Genomic DNA, 13,345 nt, shown 5'->3' with positions numbered 1-13,345 from the left:
GCCGCGGGGCGATGACGGTCCCGCGGGCTCCGGCGAAGGCGAGGGTGGGTGCGACGCCCCGCCCTCGGCCGGCGGCTCGACCGGTGCCGGAGGCGGCGGCGCAGCCCCCGGCCCCCGGCCCAGGGCACGCCGACGACCGGCGGAGCCGGAAGCGGGAGTGGAGCCGTCGTTCGAGGTCATAGCCGTCGCAGGCTACCTCTTACCGCCCGCGAAGCCGACGTACAAGAATGCTGGCGTCCCCCCGGGACTCAAGATCCGCCAGCACCACGGCCACCGCCTCGCGGACGATCCGCCCGCGGTCGACGGCCAGCCCGTGCTCGCCCCGCAGCACCAGCCGGGCATGCTCCAGATCCATGAGCTCCTCGGCGGACACGTACACCGTGATCTTCTCGTCGTGCCGTTCCCGCCCGCTCGGCCGCCGCGCGGAGGCACGCCCTCGCTTGCGCGGCTGGGCGGCGGCAGAACCCTCCTGCGCCCCCTGCCGTCGCGCGGAGCGCTCCCCGGCCGCGGCCCGGCTGCGGGACTCCCCCGCGTCGGCGGACTCGGCGTCCGTGGCCACATGCTCGGCGCCCTCGCCGTCCCCGCCCTGTGCGGGCACCGACTGCGGCGCGTCCTCCCCGGAACCCGAACCGGCACCAGACCCAGCCGCGGCATCACCCTCGCCCGCCGGAGCCGGCACCCGGGCCTCGCCGTTGGCCTGGCGCCTGGGGGTGGACGATTGGAGCGCCATTCCCCCGGTCGTACGGAACAGTTCGTCGGCCCCCGGCAGACTCACTCGGCGTGACACCGGGCGAGCACCTCCCTGGCGAGCTGGCGATAAGCGGCGGCACCGACGGAGTTGGAAGCGTACGTGGTGATCGGCTCACCGGCGACCGTGGTCTCCGGGAAGCGGACCGTGCGCCCGATGACCGTGTGGTAGACGTGATTGTCGAAGGCCTCGACCACCCGCGCGAGCACCTCACGACTGTGCACCGTGCGCGAGTCGTACATCGTGGCGAGGATCCCGTCGAGCTCCAGCTCGGGGTTGAGCCGCTCCTGGACCTTCTCGATGGTCTCGGTGAGCAGCGCGACACCGCGCAGGGCGAAGAACTCGCACTCGAGCGGCACGATCACCTTGTGAGCGGCCGTCAGCGCGTTCACGGTGAGCAGGCCGAGCGAGGGCTGACAGTCGATCACGATGTAGTCGTAGTCGGCCATCAGCGGCTTGAGGGCCCGCTGCAGTGTGGATTCGCGGGCGACCTCGCTCACCAGCTGGACTTCGGCGGCGGACAGGTCGATATTGCTGGGCAGCAGGTCCATGTTCGGGACCGCTGTCTTCAGGAGCACCTCGTCGGCCGCCATGCCCCGCTCCATGAGCAGGTTGTAGACGGTGAGGTCGAGCTCCATCGGGTTGACGCCGAGGCCGACCGAGAGCGCGCCCTGCGGGTCGAAGTCGACGAGCAGGACCCGGCGTCCGTACTCCGCGAGCGCGGCGCCCAGGTTGATGGTCGACGTCGTCTTGCCGACGCCGCCCTTCTGGTTGCACATCGCGATGATCTTCGCGGGTCCGTGATCGGTCAGCGGGCCCGGGATCGGGAAGTACGGCAGCGGGCGCCCGGTCGGGCCGATGCGCTCGCGGCGCTGCCGGGCCGCGTCGGGCGCGAGCGTGGCCGCGTACTCCGGATCGGGCTCGTACTCGGCGTCGGGGTCGTAGAAGTGCCCTTCGGGCAGGTCGTCGTAGTCGGCGAAGTGGGTGCGGTTCTCGCCACTTCCGTTGCCGGCCATGGCGTTCACGTGATGGCCATCCATGCTCTGGTGTGCTGTCTGAGTCATCTGCGGACTCTGGTGGGCTGCGAAGGTGCGCACCGCTACGGAGCCGACAGCCTCGGGCCCCGCGGGCCCCGGGCCCTGCGCGGGCATTCCTGGTTGACCACCTCCGGGAGTAAATGTCGACTCATTCACAAGTCGTCTTACCTCCTTGGTGACCAGGAAACTTCTAGATAGGTCAGCGTGGCACCATGCCGACGGTTGGCGACTCTATGGCGTGTCGGCGGTCCGCAGCAACACAATCCGCCGGACCCGGTCCGATGTGTCGGCAACGGAACACCCCTCTGTCAAGGGCGTAAGGCCGTCGCACGGCAGGTTTGCGGGGTGTGCGAAACGGTCGAAGGGTTACGTTCGAGGCGACTTGAACGAGTCTCGCAAAGTGACTCGACACACATCCGGCCGGACCTTGCGCGACAAGGTCCGGCCGGGCGCGCTCCGTTGACGACTCGTGTTGACGTATCGCCTTTCGCCAGGGGAGAGATGGGCCCGACGGGTCAGCCGAGCAGGGTCTCCAGCTCGATGTGCTCAACGCCGTGCGCCTCGGCGACCTCGCGGTAAACCACCTTGCCGTCATGGGTGTTGAGGCCCTTGGCGAGCGCAGGGTCCCGGCGCAGCGCCTCGACCCAGCCGCGGTTCGCGAGCTCCACGATGTACGGGAGCGTGGCATTGGTCAGGGCGTACGTCGACGTGTTGGGGACCGCGCCGGGCATGTTGGCGACGCAGTAGAAGACCGAGCCGTGGACCGGGAAGGTCGGCTTGGCGTGGGTGGTCGGACGCGAGTCCTCGAAGCAGCCGCCTTGATCAATCGCGATGTCGACAAGGACACTTCCCGGCTTCATCCGCGAGACGAGCTCATTGGTGACCAGTTTCGGAGCCTTGGCACCCGGGATGAGGACGGCGCCGATGACGAGGTCGGCGTCGAGGCAGGCCTTCTCGAGCTCGAAGGCGTTGGAGACGACGGTCTGGATCTTCGTGCCGAAGATCCTGTCCGCCTCCTTGAGCTTGTTGATGTCGCGGTCGAGCAGGGTCACATGGAAGCCCATGCCGATGGCGATCTGTGCCGCGTTCCAGCCGGAGACGCCGCCGCCGATCACGACGGCCCGGCCGGCCGCGACGCCCGGGACACCACCGGGCAGCACTCCCCGGCCACCGTTCGCGCGCATCAGGTGATAGGCGCCCACCTGCGGGGCGAGACGCCCCGCGACCTCGGACATCGGGGCGAGCAGCGGCAGCGCGCGACTGGGCAGCTCGACCGTTTCGTACGCGATCGCCGTCGTGCCGGACTCCAGGAGCGCGTCCGTGCACTCCTTGGAGGCGGCAAGGTGCAGGTAGGTGAAGAGGGTCTGGTCCTTGCGGAGGCGGTGGTACTCCTCGGCGATGGGCTCCTTGACCTTCAGCAGCAGGTCGGCGGTGGCCCACACCTCGTCGGCGGTGGCCAGGATCTGAGCACCGGCGGCGACGAACTCGGCGTCCGTGATCGAGGAACCCACGCCGGCGTTCTGCTCGATGACGACCTGGTGGCCGTGACGCACCAGCTCGTGCACGCCGGCGGGGGTGATGGCCACCCGGAACTCGTTGTTCTTGACCTCGCGGGGGATGCCGACCTTCACGTCGATCACGGTCCTTGGCTCAGAGGGAGTCTGGGGTCATGTATGTCCTGACAATGTCAGACATACCCGAATGCACAGGAGCACACCGGGGCACTGCGGGAAGGACGCAGCGGAGCCAGTCTAATGAAGGGATTCCCTCTGTCTAGCCTTTCAATGCATCAATCTTCGACGGATGCACTACGGATTTCGTAGGCGCTGGCCCCTTGTTCCCTGGCCGACGCATCGTCCGGAAGCTCATCTCCCAGGATGCGCTCGGCCGCACGACGGTGCAGTCGGGCCGCCGCCGGGTCGCCGAGCCGCTCCAGGGTGTCGGCGAGCCGGAGCTGCAGTGCGGCCCACAGGCGTACGTCCTCGGCGCGGTGCGCCCACTCGACCGCCTCATGGCAGGTGCGCAGCGACTCCTCGGGCCGCCCTGCGTACTCCTGCACCCGGGCCAACTCGCTCAACGCCCTTGCCTGGGCCGCCACATCGCCGACCCGGCGGTAGCCCAGGGCCGCCGAGCGCCAGTTGCGCAGCGCGTCGTCGTAGCGGCCCGCGTGGGTGTGCGAGGTGGCGATGCGGCCGTACAGCCGGGCGACGTCCATCCGCTCGTCCCGCGTGAGCCGATGCGCCAGCGCCCGCCCGTACCAGTCGGCGGCCCGGTCGTGGTCCCCCAGCTCCTGATAGGCGCCGCCCACGGATTCCATCGCTCGGCCGGTCGCATACGGATCCCGCGCCTCGCGACCGGCGTCGAGCGCGGCCCGGTAGCGGGCCAGCGCCACCGTCGTACGGCCGGTCCGGGCGTCCAGATCGGCGAGGTTCAGCAGCGCGGCGGCCTTCTCACGCGGCAGCTTCCGCCGCTCGGCGACGTCGAGGACGAGCCGGTGGATGCCGTACAGCTCGGGCGCCGCCGCCTGCGTACCGAAGTGGGCGACCATCGCCCGCACCAGCGCGGACATGAGGCGGCGAGCCAGGGTGTCCAACTCCCCGTCGGCGACCGCGAGCCGGGCGGAGGCCAGCAGCGCGGGCTGTCGGATGCGCAGCCAGTCGGCGGCCGCGCGGGGGCTCGGGAAGCGCAGGGCGCGGGGCATCCCGGCGAGTTTCTCGCGCGCGGGTGAACTGTCGGTCTCGGTGACCGCCCGGCAGGAGACCAGCAGCCGTACGGTCCGCTCCAGCATCCGGGCGCGCGCCAGCCGCAGATCGGCCGGGCGGTCCTCGCTCTCGCTGAGCGAGCGCAGCAGCGGCAGCAGACAGCCGGGCACCTCGTACTGCGCGAACGGCGCCTCGACGGGCCGTACGAAGCCGCGCGCGGCGAGGTCGCCCAGCGTGGTGTGCGCGGTCTCCACCGAGCAGCCGACGAGCGCGGAGGCGGTGTGCGCGTCGACCAGACCCGCGGGGGCGAGCGAGAGCAGGCGCAGCATCTGTGCGGCCGCCGAGGGGAGTTCGGCGTACGCGACGCGGAAGGCACGGTCGAGCGCCGGGCCCTCCTCGCCCTCGGTACGCAGCTTTTTGGCGAGGTCGGCGACGGCCGCCTTGGGCCGGTGGGACAGCCAGCCGCCGACGAGTTCGAGCGCGGCGGGCTGGGCCGCGCAGATCTCGACCAGCCCCTCGGCCGCACGCGGGTCGACGGTGATGCGCACCGAGCCCGTGTACCGGCCGAGGAGTTCGACGGCGGACTTGGTGTCCAGGCCGCCCAGGGTGCAGGGCCGGACGTCGGAGATCCCGGTCAGCGGCCCGCCGGCGACGGCGACGACCAGGCACTCCGGGGTGTCGGGAATGAGCGCGTCGACCTGTTGCGCGTTCGCCGCGTCGTCGAGCAGGAGCAGCACCCGGCGGGCGGCGAGGGCCTCGCGCAGTTCCGCGGTGAGGTCGTCCTCGGCGGCTCCGGCCGGGGCGGTCAGCTCCAGGGCGGTGAGCAGCTCGCGGGCGGTGCGCTCGGTGGGGACGGGCGTGCCGTCGGGCTCGGTGAGGCGCGCCCGGAGGACGCCGTCCGGGTAGGTGTCGGCGACCTGCCGTACGAGCTCTTCGGCGAGCGCGGTACGGCCTGAGCCGGGTTTGCCGGCGATGAGCAGCACGCGCGCGCGGGGTGGCTTACGGCCCGCGAGGGTGTCCAGGCCGGCACGCTCGATGTCTGCCTGGAGTTCCTTCAACTCTCTTGTGCGGCCGAGGAACTGGTTCTTTGTGCGAGCGGACTCGGCTGCCGGGCGCTGCCCCTTCGCCGTCATCTTCGGGCCGCCGGTGCCCACCGCCTGATCCGTCACGGGCCACACTCCCGTCCCACTGCGCGCAAGCCCGCCGGGACTCCGGCCGGGGCGTTTCCAGAGCCTAGTTCACGCTCTGCGACGTTCCCGGTGGAGCGCGGCGGGCACATCCCCCGATCGGATCAGGCGATCGTCACATCGAGGGCGCGAAGGAGTGCATCCGGCCTCGCGACCAGCACCGTCACGCCTCGAAGGGCCGTGCGGGCCAGGGCGCCTCGGCGGGGCGCAGCGCGTCCAGGCCGTCACCGCTGCGGGCCGCGATCAGTGAAAGGACGCCCACGACGAGGCAGTTGTTGTGCAGCTCACCGGCGAGGACACCGCGGACGAGTTCCTCGGCCGGGACCCGCGCGAGCTCCATGTCGGCCTCTTCGTGCTCGACCTCGAAGCGCCGGCCGTCGGCCTCGGACAGATCCCGGGCGAGGAAGATGCGCACGGCCTCGTCGCAGCCGCCCGGCGTCGTGTACACGTCGGTGAGTACGCGCCAGTCCTCCGCCTTGACGTGGGCCTCTTCGTACAGCTCGCGCTGGGCGGCGTGCAGCGGGTTCTCGCCGGGGATGTCGAGCAGGCCGGCGGGGATCTCCCAGAGCTTCTGGCGTACGGGGTGCCGGTACTGGCGGATGACGAGGACACGGTCCTGGTCATCCAGGGCCAGGACGGCCACCGAGCCGGGGTGGACCTGGTAGTCGCGGCGGACGACCGTCCCGTCGGGCATCACGACGTCGTCGGTGCGCACGGACGTCTTGTTGCCCGTGAACGGGGTCTCGGTCGCCCTGACCTCCCACTCCTCGGCGGTGTCCTTGATGGTCATGTCGACTTGTCCTCCCACGCACACATGAAAAACCGGGGCACGCACCACAAATGTTGCGCGCCCCGGCCACCGTACAACCGTCTGTGATCTGCCCGGCTACTTACCTGCCTTGCGCTCCACCGCGGCCTTCACCAGACCTGCGAAGAGCGGGTGCGGGCGGGTCGGGCGCGAGCGCAGTTCGGGGTGGGCCTGGGTCGCGACGAGGTAAGGGTGGACCTCACGCGGGTATTCCACGTACTCCACGAGCTTGCCGTCGGGGGATGTGCCGGAGAACAGCAGACCGGCCTTCTTCTCCAGCTCGGCGCGGTAGGCGTTGTTCACCTCGTAGCGGTGGCGGTGGCGCTCCTCGACGTACTCCTTGCCGCCGTACACCTCACGCACGATCGAGCCCTCGGCGAGCTTGGCGGGGTACATGCCCAGGCGCATCGTTCCGCCCATGTCGCCCTCGCCGGCGACGATGTCGAGCTGCTCGGCCATGGTGGAGATGACCGGGTGGGCCGTGGCGGCGTCGAACTCCGTGGAGTTGGCGTCCGGGATGTCGGCGAGGTTCCGCGCGGCGTCGATCACGATGCACTGCAGACCCAGGCACAGGCCGAGCAGCGGGATCTTGTTCTCCCGGGCGTACTGGATCGCGCCGACCTTGCCGGAGACACCGCGGTCGCCGAATCCGCCGGGAATGCAGATCGCGTCGACGTCGGAGAGCTGCTGGGCCGCGCCCGCGGGGGTCTTGCAGTCGTCCGAGGTGACCCACTTGATCTTCACGCGGGCCTTGTTGGCGAAGCCGCCCGCGCGCAGCGCCTCGGTCACGGAGAGGTAGGCGTCGGGCAGGTCGATGTACTTGCCGACCAGCGCGAGGTTGATCTCGTGCTGGGGGTTGTGGACCCGGTCGAGCAGGTCGTCCCAGATCGTCCAGTCCACGTCGCGGAAGGGGAGGTCCAGCTTGCGGACGACGTACGCGTCCAGACCCTCGGTGTGCAGGACCTTCGGGATGTCGTAGATCGACTTGGCGTCGATGGCCGCGACCACGGCCGCCTCGTCGACGTCGCACATCAGCGAGATCTTGCGCTTGATCGCGGTCGGCACATCACGGTCGGCGCGCAGCACGATCGCATCCGGCTGAATACCGATGTTGCGCAGAGCCGCAACCGAGTGCTGCGTCGGCTTCGTCTTCAACTCTCCCGACGGACCGATGTAGGGAAGGAGCGAGATGTGCACGACGAACACGTTGTCGCGGCCGACCTCGTGACGGACCTGGCGGACGGTCTCCAGGAACGGCAGCGACTCGATGTCGCCGACCGTACCGCCGACCTCCGTGATCACGACATCGACGTCCTCCGTGGCCAGCCGGCGGATGCGGTGCTTGATCTCGTTGGTGATGTGCGGGATGACCTGCACGGTGTCGCCCAGATACTCGCCGCGCCGCTCCTTGGCGATCACCGAGGAGTAGACCTGCCCGGTGGTGACATTGGCGGAGCCGTCCAGGTCGACGTCGAGGAAGCGCTCGTAGTGCCCGATGTCGAGGTCGGTCTCGGCGCCGTCGTTGGTGACGAAGACCTCACCGTGCTGGAAGGGGTTCATCGTGCCGGGATCGACGTTCAGATACGGGTCGAGCTTCTGCATCGTGACCCGCAGGCCCCTGGACTTGAGCAACGCACCCAGGCTGGAGGCGGTGAGGCCCTTGCCGAGGGAGGAGGCGACACCCCCGGTGACGAAGATGTGCTTGGTCGTCAGGGATTTGGGCGGCATGGCCAAGAGGGGGCTCCCGTGGTCGCGGTCTGGAGTGCGATTCGGCCGCCTTACCGGGAATTTCCGGAGGTGCCGTCGCTGCGGTTCCGGGGACCCCTCTGTCGTTTTTCCCAACGGGGGGCGCCCACCGGTCCACGGGCTACCAGGGTATCAGCGACCGGGCGAGACCGCTTCCGGCCACGCTCTGCCACTCTCCGCACACGAGCCGACACAGACCACGGTCGTGCTCACTCGTTCAGTGCAATCGCGTTCTCGGGAGGGGCGCGCGGATCATCAGCGTGCGTCGTATCCTGCTCGGACACTCGCTGCCGAGCAGGCCGGCAAACGGCACCACCCCGCCCGTAATCCCGGAACAGGAGCTCGTCAGTTCGTTTCGCAACGACATTCCCTGCAAGCATGGGCGTTACGGAACGACACTTGTTCACACGAACCCTTGACCGCAGAGCGACCGCCCCTCGGGGGGCGACGTGGCCGTTCGACTGGAGTTGCACGTGGCCGGGCGCATCGAAGACTACGCACTTATCGGAGACATGCAGACCGCAGCACTGGTCTGCCGGGACGGCACGGTGGACTGGCTGTGCCTGCCCCGCTTCGACTCCCACGCGATCTTCGCGGGACTGCTCGGCACGGAGGAACACGGCTTCTGGCGGCTGGGCCCAGCGCACGGGGCGGACGCCACGCCGCCCAGAGCGTCCCGACGCTGCTACCGCGGCGACTCCCTCGTCCTGGAATCCGAGTGGGACACCCCCCGCGGCACGGTCCGCGTGACGGATTTCATGCCCCCTCGTGACGGCGCCCCCCAGGTGGTGCGGATCGTCGAGGGCGTCACGGGCCGCGTGCCCATGCGCTCGGCGCTGCGGATGCGTTTCTCGTACGGACGTATCGTGCCTTGGGTGCACAAGGTCGACGGGCGGACGGTGGCTGTCGCCGGGCCCGACTCCGTGTGGTTGGACACATCCGCCGAGACCTACGGCAAGGCACTGACCACGTACGCGGACTTCACGGTGGCGCCGGGTGACCGGATCGCGTTCACCATCTCGTGGCAGCCCTCGCACAAGGCGCCCCCCGCGCTGCCGGAGCCGGAGCAGGCACTGGAGGCGACGGAGGAGTTCTGGCGCGAGTGGGTGGAGCAGTGCACGTACCACGGGCCCTACCGGGAAGCCGTGGTCCGCTCCCTGATCACCCTGAAGGCACTGACGTACGCGCCGACGGGCGGCATCGTCGCCGCGCCCACGACCTCCCTCCCGGAGGAGATCGGCGGTGTCCGCAACTGGGACTACCGCTACACCTGGCTGCGTGACGCGGCGATCACCCTCTCCTCCCTGCTGCGCACCGGCTACCGCGAAGAGGCGCGCGCCTGGCGCGAGTGGCTGCTGCGCGCGGTCGCCGGTGACCCGGAGAACCTGCAGATCATGTACGGCATCGCCGGCGAGCGGGAGCTGGGCGAGGCGGAGCTGGACTGGCTGCCCGGGTACGAGGACTCGGGGCCCGTGCGCGTGGGCAACGGCGCCGCGCACCAGCTCCAGCTGGATGTGTACGGCGAGGTCACCGAGGCCCTGCACCTGGCGCACATGACCGGTCTGGCCCGCAGCGACTACGCGTCCCTGCTGCAGCTCAAGCTCATCCGGTACCTGGAGGACCACTGGGACGTGCCGGACGAGGGCATCTGGGAGGTGCGGGGGCCGCGCCGGCACTTCGTGCACTCCAAGGTGATGGCCTGGGTCGCCGTCGACCGCACCATCAAGCTCATCGAGTCCGGTGACGCGGACGGTCCGCTGGAGAAGTGGCGCGAGCTGCGCGACGACATCCACCGGGACGTGTGCGAGAAGGGTTACGACAAGGAGCGCAACACCTTCACGCAGTCGTACGGCTCCAAGGAGCTGGACGCGTCGCTGCTGCTGATCCCGCAGATGGGCTTCCTGCCGCCCGACGACAAGCGCGTGATCGGCACGATCGAGGCCATTCAGCGGGAGCTGTCGACCCCGGACGGCTTCATCATGCGCTACCCCACCGCCGGTGAGGACGCGGGCGTGGACGGCCTGGAGGGGGACGAAGGGGCGTTCCTGGCCTGCTCGTTCTGGCTCGCCGACGACCTCGCGATGATCGGCCGCGTGGACGAGGCCCGCAAGCTCTTCGAGAAGCTGCTCGCCCTGCGCAACGACCTCGGGCTGCTCGCTGAGGAGTGGGATCCGCGCCTGCAGCGGCAGGTCGGGAACTTCCCGCAGGCGTTCAGCCACGTGCCGCTGATCGACACGGCACTGCGGCTGACGGCTTCGGGCGCGTACGGCGGCTGACCGCGCAACGGGTGCGGGCCGCCGCGTGGCGGCGCGTGGCTGTGACGTCAGCCACGTGCCGCGGCGGGCGACATCGGCAGGCGATGCCCGCGGCGCCGCCTGACCGCGCCCGATCCACCGCACGCACATAGTGTGGGAGGTACGCAAACGCCCTTTTCAGGAAGGGGGTTGCCATGACTTCCCCTTCGAAGGCGGGCACGGCTCTGGCCGCGCTGCGCGAGGATCTGGCCGGAGACGTCTTCGCCCCTGACGATCCGGGCTACGACGAGGCCCGGATCGTCTTCAACGCGATGATCGACCGGCGGCCTGCCGTGATCGCGCAGTGCGCACACGAGGCCGACGTCGTCCGGGCGGTGCGCTTCGCCCGCGATCTGGACCTGAAGATCGCGGTCCGCGGCGGCGGTCACAGCGTGGCGGGTATGGCCCTCAACGACGGCGGTCTGGTCGTCGACCTGCGCCGGATGCACGCGGTGACGGTCCGTCCCGGGGCCGCGTCGGTACGGGTCGAGGGCGGCGCCACCATGAGCCACATGGACCGCGCCACCCAGCCGTACCGCCTGGCCACGACCGGCGGCCGGGCCTCGACCACCGGGGTCGGCGGCTTTGTGCTGGGCGGCGGAAGCGGCTGGCTGGAGCGGAAGTTCGGGCTCGCCGTGGACAACCTGCTCGGCGTCGATCTGGTGACCGCCGACGGCACGAGGGTGCGTGCGAGTGCCGAGGAGAACCCCGAGCTCTTCTGGGCCCTGCACGGCGGCGGCGGAAACTTCGGCGTCGCCACCTCGCTGACCCTGAAGCTGCACGAGCTGCCCGAGTTCTCCCTCGCCTTCGTGCTGTTCCGGCCGGAGTCCGGCCCGGAGGTCATGCGCGTCTACCGGGAGATCATCGCGACCGGCCCGCCGGAGGTGGGCGGCGGCGTGCTCTATCTGACGGGACCGCCCGAGGAGTTCGTCCCCGAGCACTTGGTGGGCACACTCATCTGCGCGGCCGTCGTCACGTACGCGGGCGGTGAGGAGAGTCTGCGCAAAGTCGCCCAGCCGCTGCTGGCACTGCCGCACGAGGCCGAGATCGTCGGCGCCATGCCGTACGCGGACGTCCAGTGCATGATCGACGATCCGCCGGGCCTGCGGAACTACTGGTCGGCCGAGTATCTGACGGGCCTGCCCGACGAACTCGTGGACGTCTTCTGCGCCCGCGCGGCCACCGTGCCCGTGCCCACGGGGTGCCAGCACGTTCTGTTCCCGCTGGGCGGGGCGGTCGCCTCGGGCCCCGCCGAGTTCCCGGTGCCCTACCGGGAGGCGCCGTGGCTCGTGCACCCCTTCGGGATCTGGGAGGACCCGGCGGACGACGAGCGCTGCCTGCGGTGGGTACGGGACGTACGAGCCGACGTCCGGCCGTGGACCACCGGCGCGGTCTACCTCAACTTCATCGGGGACGAGGGCAAGGACCGGGTGTCGGCCGGCCTCGGCCCCGAGAACACCCTGCGTCTGGCCCTGGTGAAGGCCCAGTACGACCCGGACAACGTGTTCCGCTTCAACCACAACATCGTTCCCGCGTAGCCGCGCAGTCGTCCCAGCGGCGGTAGCGTCCGCCTCATGAACAGCCGTATCGACACGTCGGACCCACACGGTGGCGGGATCACCGTGCAGCGGGCCCTGGAGCTGCCCGGGCTGCGCAGTGGTCTGCCGGAGGTACTGGCGGGCGGCGACCGGCTGGGGCGCACCGTGCGCTGGGTGCACGCGGGTGAAGTGCCGCACATCGCCTCGCTACTCAAGGGCGGCGAGCTGCTGCTGACGACGGGGTACGGGCTCGGCACCCGCCCGGCCGAGCAGCGGGCCTTCGTCCGCACCCTCGCCGAGCGCGGGATCGCGGCGCTCGTCGTGGAACTCGGGCCGCGCTTCACCCGGCTGCCCGCGGCGCTCGTGGACACGGCACGGGCAGCCGGTCTGCCGCTGGTCCAGCTGCACCGCGAGGTGCCGTTCGTGGCGGTCACGGAGGAAGTGCACACCGAGATCGTCAACGGCCACTACGCACTGCTTCAGCAGGCCGAGGAGGTGCACCGGCGCTGTACGGAGGCGCTGCTCGGCGGTGGCGGGATCCCGCAGGTCCTCGGCATTCTGGCCGACTTCAGCGGCAACCCGGTGTTCCTGGAGACGGCGGACGAGCAGCTCCTGTACGCGGCCGGGGCCGGGCCCGCCGGGGCGGATCCGCTCCAGGTGTGGGAAGGCCTGCGCGGCCGGCACAAGGACGAGCCGCCCTCGGGATCGGTCCTCGTGGACGTGCCCGGCGGCGGGCCCGGCACCGGCTCGGTCCGGGCCCGGCTGGTGCTCCTGCCCGTCAGCGCTCCGCTCGCGCCCGTGCACCGGATCGCGGCGGAGCGGACCGCGGGCGTCCTCGCCGTGGTCCTGATGCAGGCGCGGCAGGAGGAGGAGCTGGCGGCGCGCGGCCGCGGCGACTTCCTCACCGACCTCGCCGAGGGCCGCATCACGGCCGAGGACGCGCCCGCGCAGGCCCGCGTACTCGGCTTCAAGCCCGGCCGCAGCCCGCTGCTGCCGGTGGTGATGCGGCTCACCGACGGGCTGTCTCCCACAGGGGGCGGCGGAGGCTGGGCGGTCCTGGCGCGCGCGGTCGCCGAAGAGCTGGGCTCGGTCGGGGTGCCGGTCCTGGTGGGCGTACGTCCCGTCGAGGGCCGCGTACCGCTGCTTCTGGGCCTGCGCTCGGAGTCCGAACGCCCGGCCGTCGCGGACCGGGTCGCGGCGGCGCTGCGGGCCGGTGTCGAGCGCGCGGGCATGCGACGGCCGGGGGCGCAGCCGCCGGTCGTGGTGGTCGGCGTCCCCGGCGGCT

Annotated in this window: 9 protein-coding genes; 3 read left to right on the top strand and 6 right to left on the bottom strand. The window is 70.7% G+C overall.

Features of this window, described 5'->3' with window-relative positions; translation table 11 throughout:
- Positions 1-199 precede the first annotated feature (199 nt).
- The 6 genes from FE633_RS38710 to FE633_RS38685 form a co-directional block, all read right to left on the bottom strand.
- On the bottom strand, positions 200-787 hold the full coding sequence (locus FE633_RS38710; protein ID WP_246114029.1) for a hypothetical protein: 588 nt from the start codon (positions 785-787) through the stop codon (positions 200-202).
- Positions 772-1,899 (bottom strand): ParA family protein, encoded by a 1,128-nt coding sequence (locus FE633_RS38705; RefSeq protein ID WP_119099614.1) that lies wholly within the window; start codon positions 1,897-1,899, stop codon positions 772-774. Before FE633_RS38705 ends, FE633_RS38710 begins: the two co-directional genes overlap by 16 nt.
- Before the next feature lie 401 nt (positions 1,900-2,300).
- Positions 2,301-3,425, bottom strand: a complete 1,125-nt coding sequence (gene ald, locus FE633_RS38700; protein ID WP_171060300.1) for an alanine dehydrogenase — start codon at positions 3,423-3,425, stop codon at positions 2,301-2,303.
- A gap of 149 nt (positions 3,426-3,574) precedes the next feature.
- Positions 3,575-5,656 carry a tetratricopeptide repeat protein gene (locus tag FE633_RS38695; protein WP_138049846.1) on the bottom strand — a complete coding sequence of 694 codons (2,082 nt, stop codon included), beginning with the start codon at positions 5,654-5,656 and terminating at the stop codon, positions 3,575-3,577.
- Between the two features lie 181 nt (positions 5,657-5,837).
- Positions 5,838-6,464 carry an NUDIX domain-containing protein gene (locus FE633_RS38690; protein WP_138049845.1) on the bottom strand — a complete coding sequence of 209 codons (627 nt, stop codon included), beginning with the start codon at positions 6,462-6,464 and terminating at the stop codon, positions 5,838-5,840.
- Positions 6,465-6,560: 96 nt separating this feature from the next.
- Entirely contained in the window at positions 6,561-8,210 is a 1,650-nt protein-coding gene (locus FE633_RS38685; RefSeq protein ID WP_138049844.1) for a CTP synthase, read from the bottom strand.
- Between the two features lie 491 nt (positions 8,211-8,701).
- Between FE633_RS38685 and FE633_RS38680 the strand changes: the two genes are divergently transcribed.
- The 3 genes from FE633_RS38680 to FE633_RS38670 form a co-directional block, all read left to right on the top strand.
- Entirely contained in the window at positions 8,702-10,504 is a 1,803-nt protein-coding gene (locus FE633_RS38680; protein ID WP_171060302.1) for a glycoside hydrolase family 15 protein, read from the top strand.
- A 173-nt stretch (positions 10,505-10,677) separates the two neighbouring features.
- Positions 10,678-12,060 (top strand): FAD-binding oxidoreductase, encoded by a 1,383-nt coding sequence (locus FE633_RS38675; RefSeq protein ID WP_138049843.1) that lies wholly within the window; start codon positions 10,678-10,680, stop codon positions 12,058-12,060.
- A 36-nt stretch (positions 12,061-12,096) separates the two neighbouring features.
- Positions 12,097-13,345: PucR family transcriptional regulator ligand-binding domain-containing protein (locus FE633_RS38670; RefSeq protein WP_138049842.1), on the top strand; the 1,249-nt coding region annotated here is incomplete at its 3' end.

The organism is Streptomyces montanus (genome assembly GCF_005786655.1).
In the GTDB taxonomy this organism is placed as follows: Bacteria; Actinomycetota; Actinomycetes; order Streptomycetales; family Streptomycetaceae; genus Streptomyces; species Streptomyces sporangiiformans.
Note: the sequence above shows the minus strand (reverse complement) of the source record. Positions and strands in the feature narration are given on the sequence as shown.